The 25,865-nt window shown below is 60.3% G+C and carries 21 protein-coding genes; 6 read left to right on the top strand and 15 right to left on the bottom strand.

From position 1 onward, the window contains the following. Positions 1-76: 76 nt before the first annotated feature. The 3 genes from LCH64_RS02140 to LCH64_RS02130 form a co-directional block, all read right to left on the bottom strand. Positions 77-745 carry a GntR family transcriptional regulator gene (locus LCH64_RS02140; RefSeq protein WP_103483426.1) on the bottom strand — a complete coding sequence of 223 codons (669 nt, stop codon included), beginning with the start codon at positions 743-745 and terminating at the stop codon, positions 77-79. Positions 746-1,012: 267 nt separating this feature from the next. Further along, a complete protein-coding gene (locus LCH64_RS02135) occupies positions 1,013-1,321 on the bottom strand; it encodes a cupredoxin family copper-binding protein (RefSeq protein WP_226499341.1) in 309 nt (102 codons plus the stop codon). A gap of 14 nt (positions 1,322-1,335) precedes the next feature. Further along, positions 1,336-2,304, bottom strand: a complete 969-nt coding sequence (locus LCH64_RS02130; RefSeq protein WP_226499340.1) for a metallophosphoesterase — start codon at positions 2,302-2,304, stop codon at positions 1,336-1,338. A 153-nt stretch (positions 2,305-2,457) separates the two neighbouring features. On the opposite strand from LCH64_RS02130, the gene LCH64_RS02125 reads away from it, so the two are divergent. The 6 genes from LCH64_RS02125 (at position 2,458) to LCH64_RS02100 (ending at position 10,098) form a co-directional block, all read left to right on the top strand. After that, positions 2,458-2,970 carry a sigma-70 family RNA polymerase sigma factor gene (locus LCH64_RS02125; RefSeq protein WP_226499339.1) on the top strand — a complete coding sequence of 171 codons (513 nt, stop codon included), beginning with the start codon at positions 2,458-2,460 and terminating at the stop codon, positions 2,968-2,970. Continuing rightward, complete coding sequence (locus LCH64_RS02120) at positions 2,963-3,706, top strand: anti-sigma factor (protein WP_226499338.1); 744 nt, start codon at positions 2,963-2,965, stop codon at positions 3,704-3,706. The genes LCH64_RS02125 and LCH64_RS02120 overlap by 8 nt, the downstream gene beginning before the upstream one ends. Before the next feature lie 145 nt (positions 3,707-3,851). Next, positions 3,852-4,685 carry an oxidoreductase gene (locus tag LCH64_RS02115; protein WP_226499337.1) on the top strand — a complete coding sequence of 278 codons (834 nt, stop codon included), beginning with the start codon at positions 3,852-3,854 and terminating at the stop codon, positions 4,683-4,685. 24 nt (positions 4,686-4,709) lie between these two features. After that, positions 4,710-5,648 (top strand): AraC family transcriptional regulator, encoded by a 939-nt coding sequence (locus LCH64_RS02110; protein WP_226499336.1) that lies wholly within the window; start codon positions 4,710-4,712, stop codon positions 5,646-5,648. A gap of 168 nt (positions 5,649-5,816) precedes the next feature. Further along, positions 5,817-8,438: an EAL domain-containing protein gene (locus tag LCH64_RS02105; RefSeq protein ID WP_226499335.1), complete on the top strand. Its 2,622-nt coding sequence runs from the start codon at positions 5,817-5,819 to the stop codon at positions 8,436-8,438. A gap of 349 nt (positions 8,439-8,787) precedes the next feature. Further along, positions 8,788-10,098, top strand: coding sequence for a glycosyltransferase family 39 protein (locus tag LCH64_RS02100; RefSeq protein WP_226499334.1), 1,311 nt, complete (start codon positions 8,788-8,790; stop codon positions 10,096-10,098). 28 nt (positions 10,099-10,126) lie between these two features. On the opposite strand, the gene LCH64_RS02095 is transcribed toward LCH64_RS02100, so the two are convergent. From LCH64_RS02095 to LCH64_RS02040, 12 genes are all read right to left on the bottom strand, one after another. Beyond that, positions 10,127-11,473 carry a glutamine synthetase family protein gene (locus LCH64_RS02095; RefSeq protein WP_226499333.1) on the bottom strand — a complete coding sequence of 449 codons (1,347 nt, stop codon included), beginning with the start codon at positions 11,471-11,473 and terminating at the stop codon, positions 10,127-10,129. 21 nt (positions 11,474-11,494) lie between these two features. Next, positions 11,495-12,052: a cupin domain-containing protein gene (locus tag LCH64_RS02090; RefSeq protein ID WP_095135718.1), complete on the bottom strand. Its 558-nt coding sequence runs from the start codon at positions 12,050-12,052 to the stop codon at positions 11,495-11,497. Positions 12,053-12,077: 25 nt separating this feature from the next. After that, positions 12,078-13,367, bottom strand: a complete 1,290-nt coding sequence (locus LCH64_RS02085) for an FAD-binding oxidoreductase (protein ID WP_226499332.1) — start codon at positions 13,365-13,367, stop codon at positions 12,078-12,080. Between the two features lie 100 nt (positions 13,368-13,467). Continuing rightward, a complete protein-coding gene (locus LCH64_RS02080; protein WP_226499331.1) occupies positions 13,468-14,550 on the bottom strand; it encodes a fimbrial protein in 1,083 nt (360 codons plus the stop codon). Continuing rightward, on the bottom strand, positions 14,547-17,063 hold the full coding sequence (locus LCH64_RS02075) for a fimbria/pilus outer membrane usher protein (protein WP_226499330.1): 2,517 nt from the start codon (positions 17,061-17,063) through the stop codon (positions 14,547-14,549). The genes LCH64_RS02080 and LCH64_RS02075 overlap by 4 nt, the downstream gene beginning before the upstream one ends. 75 nt (positions 17,064-17,138) lie before the next feature. Continuing rightward, positions 17,139-17,879, bottom strand: coding sequence for a molecular chaperone (locus LCH64_RS02070; RefSeq protein WP_103483446.1), 741 nt, complete (start codon positions 17,877-17,879; stop codon positions 17,139-17,141). A gap of 87 nt (positions 17,880-17,966) precedes the next feature. Further along, positions 17,967-18,515, bottom strand: coding sequence for a fimbrial protein (locus LCH64_RS02065; RefSeq protein ID WP_226499329.1), 549 nt, complete (start codon positions 18,513-18,515; stop codon positions 17,967-17,969). 242 nt (positions 18,516-18,757) lie between these two features. Further along, on the bottom strand, positions 18,758-19,531 hold the full coding sequence (locus LCH64_RS02060) for an OmpA family protein (RefSeq protein ID WP_103520685.1): 774 nt from the start codon (positions 19,529-19,531) through the stop codon (positions 18,758-18,760). A 10-nt stretch (positions 19,532-19,541) separates the two neighbouring features. Then, entirely contained in the window at positions 19,542-19,949 is a 408-nt protein-coding gene (locus tag LCH64_RS02055) for a DUF4398 domain-containing protein (protein WP_103483449.1), read from the bottom strand. 280 nt (positions 19,950-20,229) lie between these two features. After that, entirely contained in the window at positions 20,230-23,871 is a 3,642-nt protein-coding gene (locus LCH64_RS02050) for a transporter substrate-binding domain-containing protein (RefSeq protein ID WP_226499328.1), read from the bottom strand. Next, positions 23,872-24,498 carry a response regulator transcription factor gene (locus tag LCH64_RS02045; protein WP_103483451.1) on the bottom strand — a complete coding sequence of 209 codons (627 nt, stop codon included), beginning with the start codon at positions 24,496-24,498 and terminating at the stop codon, positions 23,872-23,874. A 139-nt stretch (positions 24,499-24,637) separates the two neighbouring features. Beyond that, complete coding sequence (locus LCH64_RS02040) at positions 24,638-25,843, bottom strand: EAL domain-containing protein (RefSeq protein ID WP_226499327.1); 1,206 nt, start codon at positions 25,841-25,843, stop codon at positions 24,638-24,640. Positions 25,844-25,865: the final 22 nt, after the last annotated feature.

The raw sequence follows: 25,865 nt of genomic DNA, 5'->3' as shown, positions 1-25,865 counted from the left end.
CAGACACTCCAGTTCGGTTAGTAACGGGGCAGTACTCAAAGTCAAAACATCGGCGGATTCGGGTTCCGCTCTGTGGTTATTTTTCCGATTGCAGAAACTTGATCAGCTCGGGCACCGTGCCTTCGATGTGTTCACGCACCACGGCCTCGGCCTTGTGGGCGTCGCCGGCGCGAATCGCATCAAGGATCATCTGGTGTTCCTGGCGTGCACTCAGGGGCTTTTCGATGTGCTGCAGCCACAGGCGCATGGGCGCTTCGATCAGTGCGTAGAGGGCGCTGATCTGCTTCAGCAGCCGTGGGCGATCGCTGAGGCTGCACAGGTACTCATGGAATTTGCGATGGCGACTGACCCACGCCGCACTCTCCTCGCGGTAGTCATCCATTTCATCGAGAAGCCGCTCCAGCGCCGTCAACTGACGCTCGCTGATCTTGGGCACGGCGATGCGAATCGCCAACCCTTCCAGGGCGCTGCGCATCTCGAAGACTTCATGCATTTGCTCGACATCCAGACCGCTGACCACCGCGCCGCGGTTGGGCCGCAGCGTCACCAGGCCCTGCGCATCGAGGCGGCGAAAGGCTTCGCGCACCGGCATACGGCTCATGCCGATTTCACTGGCGATGTCCTCGGCGATCAACCGGTCACCCTTGCGATAACGACCGCCGCAGATGCCCTCCAACAGAAAGTTGTAGGCCTCCTCCTCGGCGGTCATCGGTTGACGCTGGTCATAGGCGGGAGCGAATTGCATGGCAGCACCTTTTGTCTTTTTGTATCCAATTATCCACGGATACAAAAAAAGCACGATGCATGCCAGATTTCTCCGCACCGTGCCAAGCGCTTGATTTGAATGATTTAAGCGGAAAACAGCGATCAGCTCCTGCTGCGCGGAACTTGAGACGTGCTACCCAATAGCTCATTGCGAGCCCCGGAAAGGTGCAGATTGGTAGCTGAGTAACACTCAGCTCAGCAGCACCCTTCCGGTACGTTTTTCAGCAAGTTTTTCAGCGAATCGCATTCACTGCGTCACCACCACCTTGCCGATCATCTGCGGATGCAACACGCAAAAATACTCAAACTCCCCCGGTGTATCGAACACCCAGGAAAAGCTGTCGTTGGTATCCAGCGCCCCTGAGCGAAACACCTTGTGGGTTTCTGCCACCGTATGCGGAATCTGATCGTCATTGACCCACGTCACCTTGGTGCCGACGGCCACGGTCAGGTCCTTGGGGCCGAACATGAATTCCTTGATGTCGATCTTCACTTCCGTCGCCCACACCGGCATCGCCAACAGCAGGCCCATCAGCGCGAACAGTTGCCTTTTCATTTGCGTGTCCTCGGTTAAACCAGTGTTGAGTCAATCAGTGCCAGCGGGTGATCGCCCTGGGTCGCACGCACGTCGGTGATCCCCAGGTAATTGCGCAGTTGATCGGCCGCTACCGTCATCGGCCCCGGCGACGGTGCGGCACCCGGTGCCGGCTGCGGATAGGCGGTGCCACGGGCGGTGTGGAAGGTGATATTGCCTTCGACTTTCTGAATCACCTGATGGATGTGCCCGTTCAACACCGTCACCGAACCGTACTTGCGCAGCATCGCAATCGCCTGATCGCCGTCCTCGGTGCCCCAGCCCCACGGCTGATAAATGGTCCACAGCGGGATGTGGGTGAACACGACGATGGGGGTGCTGCTGCTGACCGCGCGCAAATCATCGGCCAGCCAGGCCAGTTGGTCGGCGCCGAGGGTGGCTTCGTGACCGGCCTGGAAGTTGAAGACGTTGATCAGCGCAATGAAGTGCACGCCGTGATCATCGAAGCTGTACCAGCCGTTGCCTTTGGTCCCTTTGCCGTAGCGCTCCAGGTAAAGCTTGCCGCCGCCCTCGTCGAGGGTGTCGTGCTCACCGGGCACGTAATGCACGGTGGATGGCAGGCCCTTGAGCAACTGCGCGGCGGTGTCGAATTCCTCAGGCTTGGACAGGTGCGTGATGTCGCCGGTGTGCAGAATCAGTGCGGGACGTTTGGGGAGCGCGATGACCTTGTCGATCGCCACCTGCAAGGTCTTGACCGGTTCCGGATTGGCTTCCTTGTTGAAGCCGATGTGCGAGTCGCTGATCTGTACGAAGTGAAAGGTGCTGGCCAGTGCTTTGGGGTCGCTGACGTTGCCCGCGTCGTCCAGCGCGAAGGCTTTGGGAACCCCGCCGCTCAAGGCCCAGAGGACCCCGGCCCCGGCCCACGCCGAGCATTTGAGCAGGGTGCGCCGGTCCGGGTTGAGCAAGCCGTCGGTGCGCAATGGGTGTTTTGCTTGAATGTCCATCGGTATGTCCTCGCGGGCGGACTACAGTGAGGTAGCTGACACGAGGTAAACCTTGCGACGCGAGGGTTTATTCCACGTCGCAAAACAAATTGTTTTTCGGGAATAAAACCCGGCGCAGCACGGTTATAGGGGTGTGACAGTGCGGAACCCACCATGAAGCGATTTGAGGAACTGATTGCGCCGCATCTGGACGCGGCCTACAACCTTGCGCGCTGGCTGACCGGCAACGACAGCGCCGCGCGCGACGTCGTGCAGGAAAGCGCCCTGCGCGCCTTCCGGTTTTTGCAGCGCTTCGCCGATGGCAATGCCAAGGCGTGGTTTCTGACCATTGTGCGCAACGAAAGCTACACCTGGCTCAAGGCGTCGGCCGGGCGCCATTGGGTTGCCATCGATGACGAAAGCGCGGCTGGCGACGGCGCATTGAGCCACAGTCAAACCCCGGAGCTGCTGGCGATTCACACTGAAAACGCCGCGCTGTTGCAACAAGCGCTATGCGCCCTGCCGCCGGTGTTTCGCGAGGTGATTGTGCTCAAGGAACTCGAAGACCTGTCCTACAAGGACATCGCCCTGGTGGTCGATATTCCCATCGGTACCGTCATGTCCAGGCTGGCCCGGGCACGGGCCATGCTCAAGCTCGAATTACTGAAGTTGCACGACCATGAATGAACTCGACTGCACGGTTTGCCAGACACAGCTGCACGGCTATCTGGATCAGGAACTTGATCCGGCGACAGCTGCGCAGGTGGCAGCGCACTTGAGCGCCTGCGCCGAGTGCGCGCGGCTGCATGATCAAGCGAAGTTGCTCAAGCTCAGCGTGAAGCGCCATGCGCCGTACTACCCCGCCCCCGCCTCATTGGTGGCCAGCGTGTTCGCCGCAGACAAACCCGCGCCGGGGTTCATCCAGCGCTGGCAAAAATGGCTGACCCCGGCCTTTTCCGCCACAGCGCTGGCCCTGGCGATGGTGCTGTACATCGCCACTCCCGGCAGCGAGCAACCACTGATCGACGAGGCCGTTTCCAGTCACGTTCGTTCGTTGATGGGCGAGCATCTGAACGATGTGGTGTCGTCCGATCGCCACACCGTCAAGCCCTGGTTCACCGGCAAACTCGACTTCTCGCCTCCGGTGTTCGACTACACGGCGCAAGGCTTCCCTCTGCTCGGCGGGCGTCTGGATTACCTGCAACACCAGACCACCGCCGCCCTGAGCTACGGGCATGCCAAGCACATCATCAACGTGTTCATCTTGCCCACGCCTGAGGCTGACACGGCCACGCAGAGCCGGACGGTTCGCGGCTTTAATGTGGTGTCATGGCAGGCCGGTCACATGCGCTTCGTCTTGGTTTCCGATGTAGAGAAAGCTGAGCTGGAGGCACTGGGGCAGTTGCTCAGGAATGGCTCCTGATCCGGGCGGCGCCGAATCAACACCACGTTTCAGAGCGCTTCACAGGTCTGCCAATAGGAACAGGCAATCCTCCCAGACAAACCGGCATACCCCTTCCCCTGCGCGCTGCCTACCATGGCCTCTCACTTATCCGTCGGAGATTGCCATGCACAGCAGCAAAACCCTGTTCATCACCGGTGTCAGCAGCGGCTTTGGCAGCGCGCTCGCACAAGAAGCGCTCAACGCCGGTCACCGGGTGATCGGTACCGTGCGCAACGAGGCCGATCTGAAGTCGTTCGAGGCCCTGTCCGCGGATCGGGCACACGGGGTGTTGCTCGACGTCACCGATTTCGAACGCATCGACGGGGTGATCGCCGATGTCGAAGCCACACTGGGTCCGGTCGATGTGCTGGTGAACAACGCCGGTTACGGACATGAGGGCATTTTCGAGGAGTCACCGCTGGCGGAGATGCGGCGTCAGTTCGACGTCAACGTGTTCGGCGCGGCAGCGATGATCAAGGCGTTCGTGCCGTATTTCCGGCAGCGGCGAGCCGGGCACATTCTGAATATCACCTCGATGGGCGGCACCATCACCATGCCCGGCATTGCCTATTACTGTTCGAGCAAGTTTGCCCTCGAAGGGCTCTCCGATACGCTGAGCAAGGAATTGCAACCGTTCAACATCTTTGTCACGGCGGTAGCCCCCGGTTCGTTTCGCACCGATTGGGCCGGTCGTTCGATGCAGCGCACGGCGCGTAGCATTGCCGACTATGACGTCAGCTTCGACCCGGTGCGCAAGGCCCGCGAAGAGAAAAGCGGCAAGCAGTTGGGCGATCCGCGCAAGGCTGCGCAGGCCATGCTGCAACTGATCGCCAGCGCCGCACCACCCGCACACTTGCTATTGGGCAGCGATGCGCTGAATCTGGTGCGCGACAAACTGCAACGCAGCCTCAGCGACATCGAGCAATGGGAAACCCTGACCCGCTCGACCGATGGCTGAGTCCAGGCACAGAGATCAATGCCCATGAGTCCATCCGATCCGTACACCGCGCGCATGGTGCAGTTGCTCGAACAGCTCGCGCCGTTGGAGGGCTACAACCTCAGTGCGCTGGAAGACGTGCGTTTTCTGCGCTCGAATCGACCGCTGAGCAACACTCCGGTGCTGTATGACCCGGGCATCGTGATTCTCTGTCAGGGGCGCAAGCGCGGCTATCTGGGCGATGACGTCTACGTCTATGACGCCCAGCATTATCTGGTGGTGTCGGTGCCGGTGCCGTTCACCATGGAAACCGAGGCCAGTGCGGCTGAACCGATGCTCGCGGTGTATATGCGCCTCGACCTGCAATTGGCCAGCGAGTTGATGCTGCAGGTCGACGAGGTGTTCGGGCCGAGCGACGCTCCGCCAAAGGGCATGTACGCCTCGCCGATGGATGATCCATTACGCGCCTCGACCCTGCGTTTTCTCGAAGCGATGAGCGATCCGGGCGACGCGCAGATCCTCGGGCCGGCGCTGGTTCGGGAGATCTACTACCGGATTCTGACCGGTGCCCAGGGCGGTTCGATGCGTGCGGCACTCCAGCAGCAAGGGCATTTCGGCAAGGTCAGCCGGGCGATCCGGCGGATTCACAGCAGCTATGAGCAACGTCTGGATGTCGAGTCCCTCGCCGAGGAAGCGGGGATGAGCGTACCGAGCTTTCATGTGCATTTTCGCAATGTCACCGACTCATCGCCGATGCAATACCTCAAGGCCACGCGCCTGCATCAGGCGCGCTTGCTGATGCTGCGTGGCGCCATGCCGGCCGCGACGGCAGCGTTCAACGTCGGTTATGAAAGCGCCTCGCAGTTCAGCCGCGAGTTCAAGCGATTCTTCGGACGCACACCGCTGGCCGAGATCGCGTGGATGAAAGCCACGTATGCCCTGCCCCAGTCCACCACGCCCTCCCTGTACGTGTCTTCGCACTGAGCACCAATCGCTCCCGGCCATCGCACGCCCGCTGCACTCTCAAGGCAAAATCCCCGCGCATTCACTACGCTTGAGAAATCCGTCTCGGTGCAAACCCGGCAAACACATTGAACATTGCACGTGGGCCGCTGTTCCAGATGATTCAGCTACAGATTCAAGGACGAGCATATGGATGTTTTCGCTCCTGCAACGCCGGTTCCACCTCAGCAAAGTGCAATCACTCGCCGTCTGGCCTTCGCGGTCGGCGCGCTGTTTGTCGTTGGGGTGATTGCCACTATCGGCACCTTGCTCAGCATCGCTACTCGACTGGATCGCGAGGATGTCGAGGAGACGCGGTTCTATACCGCCCGTGCGTTGGAAAATCGCATCAGCGCGTCGAAAAGCTATATCACCAGCTACGCCGACTGGACCACGGCCTACGAACACCTGAACGCCCAAGTCGACACCGACTGGGCCTATACCCAGCAGAACATCGGCAAAACGCTGTTCACCACTGACGGTTATGACGGCGTGTTCGTGCTGGATCGGCAACGCACCAAATACGCCGTGGTGCAAGGCGAGCAAGAAAACGGCGACCTCTCGCGTTGGCTCAAGGTCACCGCCGCCGCGCTGGTGGATCAGGTGCAGAGCCAGGCTGATCTGACCGTGCCCATCAGCACCTATTCGCTGTTCGACGGCTGGCCGGCACTGGTCACGGCGGCGGCTATCCTGCCTAACGATGAGCGTCCGGTGGGCGATCCCAAACAAACCTCGGTACTGGTGTTCGTCGACAAGCTCACGCCCAGCAAACTGCAGGCACTCGGCACGGCCTATGGCCTGAACAACCTGATGCTGACCCAGGATGATCAACTCGCCAAGACGCAACCGCGCGTGCCGCTGGACAGCACCGGTTACAGCCTGACGGCGGATCTGGAACGCCCCGGCCAGCAATTGTTGTGGTCATTGCTACCATCACTCGGCGCGGTGCTGGTGGTGCTGATGCTGTTGACTGCGTATTTCCTGCGCTACGCCTTGCGCTCGTCCACTTACGTCGACCATAGCTTCAGCACGCTGCAGGCCTCGAACCAGGCACTGGAAGCGGCCAACCATGCGCTGGAAGCCAGTGAAGAACGCTTTCGCGCGGTCGCCGAAGCGGCGTCGGACTGGATCTGGGAAGTCGACAATCAACTGCGCCTGACCTACCTCTCGGCGCGCTTCAGCGAAGTGACCGGTTACCCGCAAACCCAGTGGATCGGCCAGAGCATCGGGCAATTGGTGTCATGCGATACCACGCCGCTGGAGCTGTGGCTGAAGAAACTTACCGAAGACAGCAATGCCAGCGACCTGCGTTGCACCTACCGCGATCATGCCGGGCAGCAACGCCACTGCCGGTTGTCGGCACGACCGATCCTCGACAAGCACACCGTGAGCGGCTATCGCGGCACGGCCAGCGACATCACCGACGAAGTCGCCGCCCATGCGCAGATCCAGCACCTGTCGATGCATGACGCCCTTACCGGCCTGCCCAATCGCAACCAGTTGGCGCGTTACCTGGATGATGCACTGCAACTCAAGGAGCATGCGCCAGCGCTGTCGCTGCTGGTGATCGATCTGGACAACTTCAAGCCGATCAACGACTCCCTCGGGCATCCGGCCGGTGATGCCGTGTTGCAGGAAGTCGCCAGTCGCCTGCGCGAATGCACCCGTGAGCTCGACATCGTCGCCCGCCTGGGCGGTGACGAATTCGTCGTGGTGCTCAATGGTATGGACACTCGGCAAGAGGTCGACCGCTTTTGTACCCGGCTGGTCGAGAGCCTGCATCAGCCGATGGTCTTCGAACATCACCCGCTGCACGTCGGCGCCAGCATCGGCATCGCCTTGAGCCGCCGTCAGGGCTTCGTGCCGAGCGAGTTGATCCGTTGCGCCGACATCGCGCTGTATCAGGCCAAGTCCGAGGGCAAGAACACCTGGTGCTATTTCGAAGCGCACATGAGCGACCAGATCCAGACACGCCGGCAGATGGAAAGCGATTTGCGCGGCGCGTTGAAGAACGACGAATTCGTTCTGCATTACCAGCCGCGTTATACGGTCGATGGCAAGCACATCGTCTCGGTCGAGGCCTTGGTGCGCTGGCAGCATCCGACCAAGGGCCTGCTCGGGCCGGACCTGTTCATCGGCCTGGCGGAGCAGACCGACCTGATCGTGCCGCTGGGGCGCTGGGTACTGCGCGAAGCCTGTGAAACCGCCCTCACCTGGCCGGCGGACATCCTGTTGTCAGTCAATCTGTCGCCGGCGCAGTTTGCCCTCAGCGATGTCGTCGAAGACGTGCGCGAAGTGCTGGTGCGGACGCGTTTCCCGGCCAGTCGCCTGGAGCTGGAAATCACCGAAAACGTCATGCTGGTCGACACCGACGGTGCGCTGGCGACGATGAATGCGCTCAAGCAACTGGGCGTGCGCCTGAACATGGACGACTTCGGTACCGGCTACTCGTCCCTCGGTTACCTGCGCGCCTACCCGTTCGACGGGATCAAGATCGACAAGCGTTTCATCGCCTCGATCAGCAACGGCGCCAATGATCGCGCGGTGGTGCAGGCGATCATTGGTCTGGGCAAAGCCATGGGCCTGACCGTGACCGCCGAAGGTGTCGAGACTGAGGAACAACTGGAGATTCTCGGCAAGGATCAATGCAACGAGGTGCAGGGCTACTTCATGAGTCGGCCGATCGACAAGACCGCGTTTGCACAGTTGTTGAAAAGCGTCAGGACCGAGCCGGCCGATCACTCGTCACCCAAGAAAGGGCGCGTCATTTAGCCGGCCTTACATCACTGTCAATATTCAATCATTGAAATGCACAAAGCCCGTTTCGACACGCTTCGTTAATGCGGCTTTCCTGTTGACTTTAATCGGTTCTGTTCAGGGTGTGTTTAGGGCCGTCATGCTTGAATAGTCCTCGCCGCGGGCTAGGCTCGAAGTTAATCTCGCGTCACACACAAGTTCAATGCAGGCATTACCGGACTGTCAGGATTGCGGTCAAAAGAACAACTTCACTAAAGGGTTAACGATGGATCGATATGATGCCCCGCTTGTTGTAGAGCGCACTTCGCGGGCTGGAATGTTGACGGGACTGATTACAAGAAATCCCTGCCTGAGCATTTTTTTCATGACACTGGCCGTGTTCATGGCATTGCAGTACAAACCCGCTGTCCTCAACTACACAACACGCTTTGTCGACTTTGCCGAGTACATGTTGCAGCACGGTGTCACGCTGTTCCCGATTGCCGACGACCTCAAGCCTTATCCCGACTACACGGTCCTCAATACCTTGCTGGTCTATCTGGTTTCCTTGCCGTTCGGCCGGGTGTCCGTTCTTTCCATGGGTTTTCCGTCCTGCGTGGCCGCGTCGCTGATGCTGGTATTCATTTATCGGCTGGGGGCGCTGCACAGCAAGAAATGGGGTGCGTACGGCGTTCTTTTCAGCCTGCTGACCTGGGCCTTTCTTGACGGCGTCAACTCGCTGGCACTGGATATCTATCCGGCGTTGTTAACGGTGATGTGCTTCTATTTTGCCTATTCGGCGGAAATGAAAAAGGACCCGCGGCGCCTGGTGTTTCTGTACCTCGGCCTGGCGCTGGGATTCGCGTTTCGTGGGCCTATTGGCTTGATCGGGCCCGCGAGTGTCATTGGCGCTTATTACTTGCTGAGCCGGCAGTGGCGCATGTTGCTGCTGTTTTCATTGCTCTCGGGTGTGATTCTGGCGGTGGGGGTTGCGCTGTTGGCATGGGCGGCCTACTTGCAAGGGGGGCAAGCGTTCCTCGACGACGTGCTGAACATGCAAGGCATCGGACGTTTCGGTTCCGACCACGCGCCACGCTATTACTTCTACTTCTCCGCCGGCCTGATGACCTACGGCATCACGGTGTTTTACGCCATCAACGTGATTCTCAGGAAGTACAAACTGTTCTTTCGCCCAACCCGCGATAAAGACATCGACCTGCTGCTCTATCTGAGCGGGTGGCTGTTGGTGCTGCTGGTGCTGTTCACTGTTCCCAGTTCCAAGAAAGCGCGCTACATCCTGGCAATCACCCCGGCCATTTCGCTGCTGGCCGCCTACCTCTTCGTCAGCAAGGAAGCCGTCTTCGTACGCGCCAGAAACGGCCTGCTGAACTTCTGCCTGAAGTTGCCCATGCTGGGGTTGGGGATGCTGGTGGCGGTACTGGTCTACAACAACTTCGCCAATGTCCCGTTACAGCCCAACTACCTCGGCGCAGGCTTGGGGCTGTCCGCGTTGTTGAGCTTCTATCATGTTAAACAGGAGTACTTCGTCGCACATCCCTATCGCGAGTTCTTGACGCTTTCGTTTGGGGTAGCGGCATTTCTGATACTGGATATGTTTTTCTTCAACCCAATCACCTACCACTTGGAACTCATGATCGAACCCACGCCGAAGTTTCTGCCGTATTGGTTTTGGTGAAGTGCGGTAGAAGTCACGGAACCAGCAATCACAAATACCAGCGATACTCCCGCGCACTGATCTCCTGCATGAATGCCAGGTGATCCTGACGTTTGTTCTCGCAATACACGTCGACAAACTCGGCGCCCAGTCCCGCCCGCAGTTGCGGCTGATGCTGCAGAGCGCGCACCGCTTCGAGAATTTCCGTCGGAAAGTCGATGCCGCTGTTGCGGTCGTCGTTGAGTGGCGGAATCGGTTCTTTACCTGATTCCAGCCCATGTTCCAGGCCCACCAGAATCGCCGCCAGCACCAGATACGGGTTGGCGTCGGCACCGGCCAGTCGGTATTCGATGCGCAGGTTTTTCGTGTCCGACTCGGGAATGCGCAGGCAGGCGTCACGATCCTCGTAACCCCAGCTCGCCTTGGTCGCGGTGTTCACCGTGCCGCTCAAGCGGCGCATGGCGTTCTGGTTCGGCGCGAAGATCGGCATGCTTTGCGGCAGTAAGTCCAGACACCCAGCCACCGCGTGACGCAGCGGTTGTTGGTGATTGGCGGCCAGCAAGTTGTTGCCGGCCGCGTCATACAGGCTGACATGCACGTGCATGCCACTGCCCGGATGCTCCACGTAGGGCTTGGCCATGAAACTGGCGCGATAGCCGTGCTTGAGCGCGACGCCACGGGTGCTGCGACAGAACAGCGCCGCCCAGTCGGCGGCACGCAAGCCGTCGTCCAGATGGCCGAAATTGATCTCGAACTGGCCCGGCCCCAGCTCGGCGGTAATCACCGTGGCGTCGATGCCCTGAGCCCGCGTCGCTTCAACCATTTCGTCGAGCACCGGGGCGAAACGCGACAGGCGTTCGATGTGCATGTTCGGCTGATCATCGGCGTCGTCGGTCAGCGCGTCCCGAGGGAATTGCGGCAGGCCGTCGCGCAGTTTTTTGTCGAACAGATAGAACTCCAGTTCGAAGGCCACCACCGGGTGAATGCCCTTGGCCGCCAGTCGATCCAGTACCTTCGCCAGCACTTCACGGGGTTCGAACTCGATGGGTTTGGCGGTGCCGTCGGAGGTAATCAGCATCTGCCCCAGGGGCTGCGCTTCCCAGGTCACGGGCTTGAGCGTTCCCGGGACCAACCGGCGCACGGCGTCCGGGTCGCCGTCGTTGAAACAGTAATCGCCAATCTTGAACAGACCGCCCTGCACGCCCAGCAGCACGCAGTTTTGCGGCAGTTTCAGTGCACTGCCCGCCGCGACTTTTTCGAGCATGTCCACCGGATAGCGCTTGCCGTAGAAGTGCCCCGGAATGTCCAGGGAAATCAGGTCGACATAACGCACCTCGGGGTAGCGTTGGCGAAACGCGCGCACTTCGGCGAGCAGGTCAGAGCAGACAGCGTCCATCGTGTTCATCCTTTGTTGTTATCAGGTGTAGACCCAGAGCACACGGGTGAGCTGCCCGGTGAGGTTGCCGTAGCGGCAATGGGTGTGACTGTCGAATTGAAAGCTGTCACCGGCCTTTAAGGTCACCGGCTCGTCGTCGTTGCCCAGCCACAAGGTCAATTCGCCTTCGAGCACGTAACCGCCCTGCTCCGAGCTGTCGCTCATGTGCCGGTCACCACTGCTTGCGCCCGGCTCCAGATGACTTTCGAGCATTGAGAACGAGGCACGCATCTGCGGCGACACCAGAATGTCGGTGATGCCGTTGGCGTAATACAGCGTGCGGCGCTCGTCCGGGCGGGTTACCCACGGCAACTCCTTGGGCTTGGGCAGACTGTAGAAATAAGTAGTCGGCACGCCGAGGGTTTCGCTGATTGCGGTGAGGTCGGCCACGGTCGGGCGCGACAGGCCGCGTTCGACTTGCGAGAGAAACCCCACCGAACGGCCGATTTTGTCGGCCAGCTCTTTGAGGGTGTATTTCTTGTGCTTGCGCAGGTCGTGGATCAGGATCGCCAGCGCAGCGATTTCTTCTTGCTTGTTCATGGCTGATCTTCCGGGAAAAGCTTCATCAGATACTGTCGCGCAGTCGATACCAGGCTTTGCCGACCGCTTCCAGCGGTGCGGCGAAGTATTTGCCGCCGGGGAAACGGCCATTGCTCAGGCCCTGGTACAACGCCAATTCATCTTCCTTGCCGAGAATCGCCTCGGACACGGCGCGGGCGGCGGCCAGCGTCGGTAGCACGCCGTGGCCCGAGTAGCCTTGCAACCAATAGCGATCGCCCTCACGGCCAATGTCAGGCGTGCGTTTGATCGTCAGGTCGATGTGCCCGCCCCAGGCGAATTGCAATTCAACGCCTTTGAGCTGCGGAAACACCCGTTCGAGAAACGGCCGAGTTGCCGCCGCAATGTCCTTGGGCATACCGCCCAGATAAGTGCAGCCCCCGCCGAACAGCAAGCGGTTGTCCGGCGTGCGACGGAAGTAATCGAGGACGAACTGGTTGTCAGTCACACAGACGTTGCTCGGCAACAGCGCAGTGGCTTGCTCCGGCGTCAGCGGTGCGGTGGCGACTTGATAGGTGCCAACCGGCAGGATGCAGCTGGAGAGTTGCGGGTCGAGTTGATCGAGATAGGCGTTGCAGGCCAGCACCAGCACGTCGGCCTTCACCGAACCGCGCTCGGTATTGACGCGGAAACCGTTGCCCTCCTGCTGATAACTCAACGCTTTGCTTTGCTCATGAATACGCCCGCCGGCACGCTCGATGGCGGCGGCCAGCCCCAGGGCAAGCTTCAACGGATTGAGGTGTGCGCCTTCGGCGTCAAAGAGGCCGGCCTGATAGCGTTCACTGGCGACCCATTGCGGCAGGTCTTCGCGGGGAATGAACTGCAGACCGTCGTGGCCCCACTTGTGACTGGCTTCGTGTTGCCATTCAGTCAGCAGGCTGACTCGACGCGGCATCACCGACGTCCACAAATGGCCGGGGCGATAGTCGCAATCGAAACCATGCCGCCCGGGCAATTCACGCAGCTCCTGCGCGGCCCAACGCATGCCGTCCCACAGACGCCTGACGCGCTCATATCCAAGCGCAGCCTCCAGCGGCGGCATGTCGCACGACCAGCCCAGAATCGCCTGCCCGCCATTACGCCCCGACGCAGCCCACGCCACACGACTGGCTTCCAGCACGGTGACACGCTTGCCGGCCAGGGCCAGGCGCAACGCGGTGTGCAGCCCACTGAAACCGGCACCGATGATCACCACCTCGGTGTCGTGCTCACCTTCCAGAACGGGCCGTGTGCTGAGAATATCGGCGCAACTGTGGGCGTAATAACTGGCGACATGCTGCTGGGATTGCTGAAACATTCGGCGCCTCATGAAATTATGTTTTTATAATTTCATGAAAATCTATACGAATAATTTCACACCAACAACCCTGACATGAATCTGCGCAGGTTCTACGCCTTCACTTGTAGGTAATGGTGAAGTTTGCCGTGGCGGTCGCACTGCCCGGCTGTGGGCCAGTGGAATTGCCAGCGGTCTGGATGTAGCGTGCGCCAAACTCCAGCACGGTGTTGCCATCCTGCACCGGCATCACCGGCACATCGACGCCCAGCGGCATCGGCGTGCCGTCCTTCTTCAACACCTGCACGGCAACGCCGCTGGCGGTGGCTTCGGAGTTGAGCCCGAGTACGCCTTGGGTGGCGTTGACAATCATCGAACCTTTGGCGCCGTCGAGGCGGATGTTGGCGTTGTTGCCGCTGAAATAGTTCCAGCTCGGGTTACCGGTGTAGGTGCCAGCGATGCAGTTGTTCAGCGTGATGTTGAAGCCCTGGGTCTCGGTCACACTGCCGGGCCCGTTGAATACGCGGCGCTCCCAGTTTTTCATCGGCACGTCGATGATGCTGCCCACGCCTTCGGGCATGCTGCATCCGGCCACGGTCACGCTGCCGGTCAGGCGGCCGGTGATCCAGTTACGAATCACGCCGTTGTTGTTGGTGTCCGCGGTGTAGACCTGCAGATCGCCGAAATCGTTGGTCCCCGCCGGAATCGGTCCGGTCTTGATCAGCATCAGGCTGTTGTTCAGTTGCTGCGTATAACCGCCGCTATTGCAGCCGGTGAAAGTCAGCGGAAAGAACCAGTCGGCAGACGTGCGACAAATGTAGGACGGACGCGATTCGTTGATCACCGCCACGCCGACACCCGGTACATTGGTTGAATAAAGTGCTCCACCTTGCGTCGCGCCAATGGCTGCACGGATCGTCGGACTCTTGGCGCCGAGCATGGTGAACTGCACAGTAAAAGGTGTTGTGGTGGTGCAAGTGATCAACGGATAGCGGGTGTACTTCACCAGGCCGATGGTCGAGCCTACTGGGGCATCCTGAGGAATGAACAGCTCACCCACCGAGTGCACGCTCTGAGTCGGCGCCATTGCCGAGCAATCCGCCGAGGCGATCTGCGAAAGTGCCGCAGTCGCCAGCGCCAGCACACTCAGAACCACTTGCCGGCGGATGTCACGACGGGCCGATGTTTGCTTCAGGTTTTTCATGGACGAATTCCTCGACACACGGCATCCATCACCCGGTAACCATCAGTAGCCGGGGTGTTGCCGATATCCAGTTGAATTTCACAGGTTTGTGCGGCTTTCTCGCCCCACTTCATGGTGTAGGTCTTGCCGCTGCCGGCGGACAGCAGCACCTGACCGGCCTGACCGACCACACCGACGCTGGCGCCCTGCTCGTCATGTACCGTGGTGCCGAACGGCAGCAACTTGCCGTCCTGCAAACGCACGTTGAGCAGGATTTTTTCCGAACGGCTCGCAGCGAACGTCGCCTTGACCACCGCGCCGCGACGCGGCACCACGTTGGTCACGCCTTCGGCGATGTCGACGCTGGTGTCCAGCTCGCTGGTGTCGACTGCCACGCGGTTTTTGCGGTACGGCGTGACGTACGGCACCAGCGCGTAGCCCTTGTCGTTGGTCAGGGTGCCCGGCGCGTTGAGCACGCCGACCTTCGGCGTGTCCTTGACTTCGACCAGCGCCACGGTTTCGCCAAGGGTCTGGCCAAATTCAAGGCCATCGCTGTGCGCCAGCACCGAACCGGCGGCGCTGACCGACGTCTGCTTGTAACCCTGACCGACGCTGACCCCCGCGCCCAACTGGGCAAACGGTGCGCGATAACCGACCATTGCCGAGCCATTGTTGCCGGTGTTCTCGACGCGGTTGGCGTTGACGCTGTAGTTGAGGTTGCCGTCGCGTCCGCTCAGACCGGCACGCTGATCGAGGCTGCCATCGTTGTTGCGGGTCACGCTGAACGTACCAGTGTTGCGCGACTGGCCCAGCGGCATCGAGACGGTGAACACCAACTGGTTGTTGTCACCGAACGAGTCGGTCAGGGTCTTGCTGGCATACACGCCATAGGTCACGCCCTTGTACTGGGTGTTGAAGCCCAGTTGCATCTGCTTGTCTTCGCGCGAGCTGCCCCAGTAGTTCTGCTTGCTCATGTTCAGGTAGAACGAGCCATAGTTGTCTAGCGCCTGGTTGATGCTGGCCTCGACCTTGCTGCGTTTGGAGAACTGGCTGTATTCGTTGGGTTGCTGCAGATCCACGGCCTCGGCGAAATCCCGATAGCCTTCGGTGGAGTAGCGATAACCGGCAAAACGCACCGACGTTCCGGTTTCGAATGCCTTGCCATAGCGCAAGCCGACGCTTTGGCCTTTCTTGCTTTCACCCTTGGCCGAAACCGACGTCGGCACATCGGTCTGCGCCTGGGTCACGTCCACCGAGACCGCACCGAGGCTGCCCAGGCTCTTGCCGACACCGACGGTGCCGGCGCGATAGAAGTCGGCACCCAGCAAACCGCCGTACAACGTCAGGTCGAACGGCAAACCGTACGCCGCCGTGGCCTGGCCGAACATCGGGCGCTCGCCGCCGTTGGCCGCGTTGTACTCACCGGCCGTGACGCTGTAGCGCCAGGTTTTCTCACGCAACATGTTGGCCAGCGTCGCGTACGGCTGGGTAAAGCGCCGCTCGCGGCCGTCGGCTTCGGTGATGATCACTTCCAGATCACCGCTGCCCGAGGCGGCGTTGAGGTCGTCGATCTCGAAGGCTCCCGGCGCCACGTAGGTGGTGTAGAGCGAGTAGCCATTCTGGCGCACTTCGACCTTGGCCTGGGTTTCGGCAATGCCGCGAATGATCGGCGCATAGCCCTGCATCGAGTCCGGCAACATACCCATGTCCGAGGCCAGTTGCACGCCACGAAACGGCACGCTGTCGAACACATCGCCCGGGGTAAAACTTTCGCCGAGGGTCAAGGTGCCCTTGAGCGAGGTGATATCGCGCTGCGCATAGGTGTTGCTGCGCTGCCAGTCACTGCCACCCTCCTTGTCCTGACGGAACGAAGAGCTGGAGCGAAAGCGCCAGTCGCCGAGGTTGAAGCCACCGTTGGCATAGAGGTTGTACTGGTTGCCGCTACCGCGCGCATCGCTGTGGGTCTGCGCTGCCGAAAACTGGTAATTGAGCATCGCTGCATTGATCCCGCGATCCCACTCCGAAGGTGCGACATAGCCGGCCGCATCGCGGCGCAAGGCGATCTGCGGCACGCTGATGTCCAGCGCCAGGTGACCGGCATCGAAGCTCACCGACGCACCGTCGATCAGCGCCGCCAGATCCATGCAATCGGGGAGGATTTCACCGGGCACCTGGAAGGCTTCGATCTTCACCCCCAGCTCCTGCAGAAATGCAGGCGACAGGCACGCGCGCACTTCGCCGCTGACCTCGTCTTTGGCAAACGTCATGTCGCGACGATCAAAGAAGCTCTGGTTCAGGCGAATCACCACCGGGTAGGTGCCCGGGCCGATGCTGCCGCTGTTGCCGATGGCGTCCAGGTCCAGGTTCGGACCGGCACTGGCACCGCCAAACGACTGCATGAAACCTGCATCGAACTTCGCCGGTTCACCGGCGTGGGCGACGTTGCTCAGGCACGCGGCCACGACGGCCACCCACAACGGCAGCGGCGCAAACGGCACGGAAAAACGGGAGCTGGAGGAGGCTTCGATTCGCATGGCAATACTCACTACTCTGCCGCCGCGCCACAGGTGTGGCACGCCGATTCAATCGCAGGGAAAAGGGATGAAGCGTCAGCGGGCGCCGCTCAGCGCAACGCTCTTGGGATCGGTGTAGCCGCCGTAGTCGTTGATCGCGGAGTACACCACTTCGCCGCTGGTGCCCTTGAAGCCCGGCAGCGGATAACGCTGGCTGCTCATCGGTGCGACCATTTTCGGTTCGGCGACTTCAACGCTCTGTGCACCCGACTTGGCTGTCACACCAATGAACGACACGTGGTACGGCGAAGGGTTGTTGACCACCAGTACGGCCTGGCCCTGCTCCTGCGTCAGGCTCCATTGCAACTGCGACGCGGCATCCAGCGCGGTGCCCTTGAGGCCCGTCGGGCGATAGAACAACTTGACCCGGGTGCGCATGGCGATCTTCAACGTGTTGGCATTGCCCTCACTGGCCACCGGAATTTCCTGGGCGTTGAAGTAAAAGACCGATTCGCGATCCGTCGGCAGATTGCCCGCGACTTTCTGGATCCGCACCATCTGTTCTTTGCGCGGATCAAGGCGAAACAACGGTGGCGTCGAGACAAACGGCGTCGCCGTGGTCATGTCATCCGCCTCGGTGTTGACCCAGGTCTGCACCATGTACGGTTGCGAGGTGGTGTTGCTGACAGTGATGGACGCATCACGCTTGCTGCCGTCGAACACGATCCGCGTGCCGCCGAGCATCACACCGGCCTGACTGACGCTGCTCAGCAATGTGCTGCCCAGCAGCAGCGCGATGGCCGATGCGGTTTTGAAGGGGGAAGTCAGTTTTTTCATTTCGATCATCCTCTGGCCGCCCGGCCACTGGCACGAGCGAGGGGATGGCCACTGCCATCCAGGACAGCAGCGGCGCATCAACAGGGCTTACTCGTAGTCGACGGTGAACGCCGCTTTGGCGTTGGCCGGACCGGAAGTCGCAGCACCGGTGGCGATATAGTTGGCGGTGAAACGCAGCGGCTGGGTCAGGTCCAGGTACGGAGCCGACTCAAGGCCCAACTGCACGTCTTTGCCAGTGGCGTCCTTGATCTGTACGGCGACATTGGTCGCGGCGCCGGCGTCCGGGGTGATGCCGATCCACTGACCGCTGGAACCGGCGTTGCCGCTCAGGGACAGGAACTTCACCGTGGCGCTTTTACCGGTGACGCTGCAGCCTGGGGCGCCAGTATCGATGGTCAGGGTGAAGGCGCCGCCGCCAGCGACGTCGCCGACATTGGCCAGTGCGGTTTTCGGTACGTTGCCCAGGCCAACATCGCCGGCACCGGCCGAGCCGTTGAGGTCAGTCACGACCACCGGGCAGGTGTTGTCGGTCACGGTGCCGACGAAATTGATTTCGCCGTCAGCCGCCATGGCAGCTTGAGAACCCGCAGCGAGAATGACAGCAGCAACCAGACTTTTGAGCGCAAACTTGTTCATAACGTTATCCAGATAATGAGGAGGCTTGGGAAACCCGCTCGGGCTTCATCCACTGGTGAATGGCTCACCGGGTTGCGGTTTGCCTTTCAACGAGGTCCATTATCGAGATGTGACAGGACAAACCCTGTAGGAACACGCCCGTCGCGTTGTAGGAAATTTCCTTGCGTGAGCGCGGGCTTCACGCACAAAAAACCCGCTGACCGACAGGCGGAAAGCGGGCGTTTCAGCGGCTGAATCCAGCCTTAATTGCGAGTGCCGACCACTGCGGCGCTATTCGACACGATCACTTCAACCCGACGGTTCAACTGGCGGCCATGGCTGCTGCTGTTATCGGCAATCGGATACTGCTTGCCGTAACCGGCGGTGATGATGCGGTGGCTGTCGACGCCCAATTGCGCCAGGGCCGAAGCCACCGAGGCAGCACGGCGCTCGGACAGACGCAGGTTCAGCTCATCGCTGCCGACCGTGTCAGTGAAGCCTTCGACGCGCACCTTGCGCTCCGGGTTGGCCGCGAGAAAATCCGCCAACTGCTGGAAGTTGCGCTGGCTGCCGTACTTCAGATCAGCCTTGCCGGTATCGAACAGCACATCGCCGAAAGTGATGACCTGTCCACGTTCGGTGGGCTTCGCCTTCAGCGCCTGCAACGCCTTGAGTTGCTGGGTGCGCACGTCCAGCTGCACCTGAGTGCGCTCGGCGGCGATGTTCTTCAGGCTCGCTTCGGCTTCGCGACCGAGGATGGTCTGCTCGGCCAACTCGATTTTCTGACTGGCCAGATACGCCAACTGATCAATGGCCGGATCACGACGATCGTTGTTCGACGCGGCGTCCGCCTTGTTCAGGGCGATGAACGCGTCTTTGGTTTCCAGTGCGGCCAACGTGTTCGATTGCGGCTTCGCTTGCAGCGCGCTGAACTGCGCGTGCGCCTGTTGCAGATGACTGTTGAGCGGTGGTGCGGCGCAACCGGCCATCAAGACTGCGAAAAGCGAAACGGCAGGAATACGTACTGAATGTCGCATGTTTTTTTCCTTATTCGCCGGCATTGGCCGATGGGGTGAAACCCGTATCCGGGGCCTGCAGCATTTCCTGTTTGAGCACCTGGATGCCGGCGCGGGACTGCTGCAATTGTTGCTGCCACTTCACCGCACGCGCCTGGCGTTCAGCCAGGTTAGCGTCGACCTCAATCTGTTCGGCCAGAGTCCGCGCCTGTACGAAGTTACGTTCGCCCATGGCCCGTTCCATCAGGAACAGCTTGTCCTGAGCGGCTTTCATTTGCAGCGGCGCGTACTGCGTGGCGTCTGCCGAAACGGCACGATTGACAGCGTTTTTCGCCAGAACGATCTGATCGTCCGGTGCCGGCGCGCTGGCGCAGGCACTCAGCGCAGCGACCAGTGCCAGCAACGCTGCCCACGTACCTACCCGTTGTGTATTCGTCATCTACTGCTCCAGCCTGAAAAAGTAATCCCGGGGCAACCTCTCCCCTGCGGATTGATGCTTGTGGAACTGCCTGTGCACAGTCAGTGCCGACAAACTATCCGAAGGCTGCAAGCCGTTCTGTAGGACGTTTCCCAAGCAACGCTTTGAAAAACAAAAAATTTGCGCGCAGGACTGCCCCAAACCGGCCTCAGGCATAAGGCCGGTGTTTTGAGGGGAAAGTGCTGGGAAGTACAGAACGCGGGGACAGGCAATGGCCCGCCGCCCTTGGCGTTACGATGGATCAGGCGAGATAGTCTTCGAGGTGCTCGGCCAGGCGATCCATGTGTTGATGCAAGGCATCCACGGCCTCGGTCACCTGCACGGAGTCCGCGCCGTTGCAGGCGGTTTCCAGCGCCTCGCAACTGTGGATCAGCGCGTGGGCCTTGATGATGCGTGCCCCGCCCTTGACCCGATGGGCCAGGTCGGCCAGCCCCGGCAAATCATGTTTGCTGAACAACTGCATCAGTCGCGCCATGTCTTCGCTGTTGCTGCTGGCCAGATCGCCCAACAGACTCTTGATCGACGCCACGTCGCCACGGGTCAGTTGCTCCAGGCTGGCAAGATCCATCACCTCGGTGGATTCGGGCACCGGCTCGGCACTGACCTCCACTGGCGTTTCGGCGCCCATCACCTGGCTCAGCCGCGCAGTGAGGTTCTTCAGGCTGATGGGTTTGAACAGGCAATCATCCATCCCCGCCTCGCGGCAGCGATCCTTTTCCTCCGGCTGTGCATTAGCCGTGAAACCGAGAATCAATTTTGGCTTTAACCCTCGCGCGGCTTCATCGTCACGGATGGCCCGGGCCAGGTCGTAGCCATTCATGATCGGCATGTTGCAGTCGGTGATGACCACATCGAAGTTGCCATTGCGCCAGGCCCGAAGACCGTGAGCACCGTCTTCGGCGTCAACCACCCGATGCCCCAGATAACTCAATTGCTGTGACAGCAACAGACGGTTGGCCGGGTAATCGTCGATCACCAGAATATTCAGGCTTTGCCCGGATCCACGGTTCTCGGTTTCTGCCGGCGGCAGTTCCGCCAGCGGTTCGAGGGTGGTCAGATCCAGCGTGACTTCGATCTGCGTGCCCTTGTGCAACGCACTGGTCAGGGTCAACTGGCCGCCCATCATTTCGCACAGCGTGCGGCTGATCATCAGCCCCAGGCCAGAACCGCTGCGTGCGGACTGGTTGTGGTTGGCGGCCTGGGTGAACGGACTGAACAGGCGTTTCTGATCCTCTTCGCTGATCCCGTGCCCGGTATCTTCGACCCGGATGACCACACTCAGGTGCTGATCATCGGCTTGAGGCTCGACCCGCACGCTCAGGCGCACCTGCCCTTCGGCGGTGAACTTGATGGCGTTGCTCAACAGGTTGGAAATGATCTGCTTGAAGCGCAAGGGATCGACCAGCACATCACGATTGGCCCGCGCATCCAGATCCAGTTGCAGTTGCAGATGCTTCTGCCGCGCCAGCCCTTCGAAAATGCGCACCACCGATTCGAGCAACTCGCGCAAGTTGGCGCGCTCCGGCGCCAGCGACAGGCGCCCGGATTCGATGCGGGCAATGTCGAGGATATCGCCGATCAAATCGAGCAAGCCGCGGGCCGCGCCGGAGGCGACTTCGATGGCAAAGCGATCCATCACCCCTTGATCGGCTTTTTTCAGCGCCAGTTCCAGCATGCCGATCACCGCATTCATTGGTGTACGGATTTCATGGCTCATGGTCGCGAGGAACGTAGTCTTGGCGCGGTTGGCGTCGTCGGCGCCCTCCTTGGCTTCGCGCAACTCGGCGAGCAGACGCTGGCGCTCGCTGACGTCGATCCAGCCGGCAATCATCCCGCTGACGTCGCCATTGCTGCTGCGATACGGCAGCATCCAGTGGTAAATGGTCAGCACCCGACCGTCGACCATGCTCAGGCTGCGATCCTGAATCTGCGGCAAGCCATCCTGCATGACCTGCTGGTAATCGCGGTGATAGGTCGCCGCTTCATCCGGATTGCCCAGCACGCCTTCAAGTACCGTCTTGCCGATCACCTGCTCGCGCTCGACACCGAACACCTGCAGATAACCGGTGTTGCAGATCAACAAGCGCCCGTCACGATCACGCACGTAGATCGGATGCGGCGTGCCGTCGATCAGTACCCGCATGAACTCGACCTGATCGTTCAACGCCTGCTCGGCCTGCTTGCGCTTGCGCATCAGCATCCGCAGGTAGGCGATCCAGCCCAGCGCAATCAACAACAGTGCGGCAGCCGCGACAAAGCCCTGAATGATCGCCGTGCGATTACGCAGCCAATAGCTGTCGCCCACCACCACTTCACTGCGCCAGCGGTTGGTCAATTCGTCCATTTCTTCCGGGGCGATACTCAGCAAGGCCTTGTCCAGAATCGAATACAGCTCCAGTGAACCGCGGGCGGTAGCGAAGGACACGCGGGCATTGATCACCCCCACCGTGCTGGTAATGCGCAGGCGATCACGGTACTGGCGGGAAATCATGTAACGCGCGGTAATCAGCGAATTGACGGCCGCATCGGCCTCGCCGTTGACCACCATGGCCATCGCGTCCTGAGCGTTATCGGCATCGACCAGGTGGATGTTCGGGTATTGCTCGGTAAGCATGTCGCGCGTGGCATTACCGGTGATCACCGCCAGACGTTTGCCCGCCATGTCATCCAGGGTGCTCGGGCTGCCGGGCGTCGTGCGGCTGACAAGCACAAATGGCGTGGCCAGATACGGTCGGGTGAAACGCAGGATATTTTCGCGCTCGGCGCTGGGCGTCAAGGTAATCAGCAGGTCAGCCTTGTTGCTGACCACAGACTCGATCATTTCGCCGACCGAGTTCACCCGCTGCACATCGAACTTCAACCCGGTGCGCAACGAAACCTTGGACAGCACGTCAGCGCTGATCCCGCGAAACTCGCCTTCCTCGGTATAAAAGGACAACGGCAGAAAGCTGTCATTGACGACCACGCGCAACCGCGGATGCTTGTCCAGCCAGCGCTGTTCGCTGACGCTGAAATGCAACTGATGCTGGCCCGGCATGCTTGCGCCGCCGGCGCTCCAGCGCCGCAGGATGGTCATGCGTTCGGTGACCGGAATCTCCAGCAGCGCGGCGTTGATGATACGCAGCAGACGCGGGTTGTTGCGGCTCAGGGCGAACGAGAAGTTGCTCACTTCCATCCGCGAAAAGTCGGCCAGTTGTACGTTGTTCAGGTAGTTCTTGTTGATCAGGTAATTGGCACTGATCGCATCGCCGAGGTACACATCAGCCTGCCCGAATGCCACCGCACCAAGAGCACTGAGCGTTGACGGATACAGCTGCAGCTTCGCTTTTGGATAAAAGGCTTCGACGGTCTCTGGCGGCAAGTAGTGATAGAGCATGGCGACACGCTTGTCGGCCAGTTCCGGATCAAGGTTCTGGCTATCGCCCACCCGGGTGACCAGCGTCGGCTGATCTTCGGCGTAGGCCTCGGACAGCACCAGTTCGGGGTCGGCGGCTTCAAATTCGTTGGAGTTGCCCAGCAGATCGATCTCGCCTGACTTGAGCGCCGCCAACACCTCGGCCCGGGATTTGTAGCGCTGGACTTTGACTTTGACGTGCAACAGCTCGCCGAGCAGATGCGCATAGTCGGCCGTGACGCCTTCGTAATCACGACCGTTGCTGGTGATGCTGAAGGGCAGATAATCCGGCGCGGCTGACCCCAACACCAATACGCCTTTGCTGCGCAGCCAGCTCCAGTCGGCCTCATCCAGGCCTACGCTGTAATCGTCCACGCTGGAGCGTCCGAGCAGGTGCAGGGTTTGTGGCGGATCTGCCCAGGCCAGGCCGCCGGCCAGCGAACAGAACAGCACCGCACCTGCCAGGCAACGTTTCAGAAGTCTGTTCATTCAGATGAGGTTGTTACGCTTGGCGAAGTCAGCCAGGTACACCACCGACTTGACGTTGAGCTTTTCGATCAGGCGGGTTTTGTAAGTGCTCACGGTCTTGTTGCTGATCAGCATCGCGTCACCGATTTCCTTGTTGGTCAGCCCCATGGAGAGTTGCTGCAGAATCACCAGCTCGCGGTCCGACAGACTTTGGATCAACTCCAGATCGGTCGCTTCGACATCGCTGCGGCGCACCGAGCTGTTGGCCAGATTGGGGAAGAAGGTGTAGCCGTCCATCACAGTCTTGATCGCCTTGACCAACTCATCCAGCTCATTGGTCTTGGAAATGAAACCGGCGGCGCCGGCCTTCATGCAGCGCATCGAATAGAACAGCGCTGACTGCGAGGTCAGCACCAGAATCTTGCTGGGCAGGCGCAATGCGGCGATACGGCTGAGCACTTCAAGCCCATCAAGCCTTGGGATGGCGATGTCGAGAATGATCAGATCCGGCAAGTGTTCGCGGGCCAGTTGCACGGCGTCGGCACCGTTGTCAGCCTCGGCGACCACTTCGAACTGCTCGTGCTGCAACAGCATCTTGACCGAAGAGCGAATGAACGGATGGTCATCCACAATCAAAGCTTTATACATGTAAACCCCTGTAAGACACGCCGGATGACTCCGGTGACAAGACGTCCATGGTGCAACGATGAACCCGTCGGCCAGTCGATAGCTCAACAAAAGTACACGAACCCGACTGAATTGTAGGAAATTTCTGGAAAGCGTCCGCCTAATCTGAGGGCACGTTCTGCGCCTCGAATGCTGCCTGGTGCAACCATTGCAGCAGGTCGTGCCCGGACATCGGCTTGGCCAGGTAAAAACCCTGGCCAATCTGGCAGCCCATGGCGACCAGTGCATCACGAATTTGCCGGCTGCTGACACCTTCGATCACCAGGGTCATGTCCAGCGACCGGGCCAGTGCCAGTGTGCTGGCCACCATGGCGCGATTTCGCGGTTCACTCAAGTTATGCACGAACTGGCCATCGAGCTTGATCTGGTTGAATGGCAGTTGGCACAACAGCTTCAGTGACGAGAAACCCGAGCCGAAATCATCGATCGACAGACCACACCCCAGCATGCGCATGTGCAGCAGGTTCTCCTGAACCTGGGCATGCAGATCCAGCAGACCGTTCTCCGCCAGCTCGAACATCAGGGCCGACCCGCAAATGCCATGACGCTGCAAGGTGCGCTGAATGTGCTCGATCAGACTCGGGCTGGACAATTGCGAAGCGTGCAGGTTGAACGCCAGTTCCAGGGCAATTCCCTGTCGGCGCAAAATGCCGAGAATGTTCAGCCCTTGCTCGAACAACTGCTTGAACATCTCGTCAATCAAGTCGTAGGCCAGCACCGCAGCGAGAAAGTCCTTGGGTAACAACAGTCCTTTTTCAGGATGTTCCCAGCGCACCAATGCCTCGGCACCGGCCAGCCGGCCGTCCCTCATCACACGCTTGGGCTGGAACCAGCCACGGAACTCGCCCATGGCCAGGCCCCGGCGCACCTCTTCCTCGCTGGGCAACTCGGTGACGGCCAACGCCTGCAATAGAGGCGGCGGCGGACAACGGTAACGCTTGAGCAGCCGGCTCAACGCACCCAATTGCAACGGCACATCGAGAACACCGAGCAATTGCAGGCCCGAAAGACTCGCCATCTGCCCCACCGCACGACGCAATTCGGGCTGGTGTTCGCTGAACAGGGCCACGGCTTTGACCAGTCCGATCGGACTGGCATAACGCAACAGCTCCAGGCAGTCGAGCCCCTTGCCCCCGAGGTCACACAGAACGATATCGACGCCGCCGCTGCGTTGCATGGCGATCATCGCCTGCTCGGCATCTTCGGCTTGCAGCACGTCATGTATGCCGAGTTGGCGCAACATCCTGCCCAGAATATTGCGCTCGAACCCATGTTTTTCCATCACCAGAACACGTGGGGTGGTCATCGTCACCTCCATTATTTTGCAA

The organism is Pseudomonas sp. MWU16-30322 (assembly GCF_020515535.1).
Lineage (GTDB): Bacteria > Pseudomonadota > Gammaproteobacteria > Pseudomonadales > Pseudomonadaceae > Aquipseudomonas > Aquipseudomonas fluorescens_H.
Note: the sequence above shows the minus strand (reverse complement) of the source record. Positions and strands in the feature narration are given on the sequence as shown.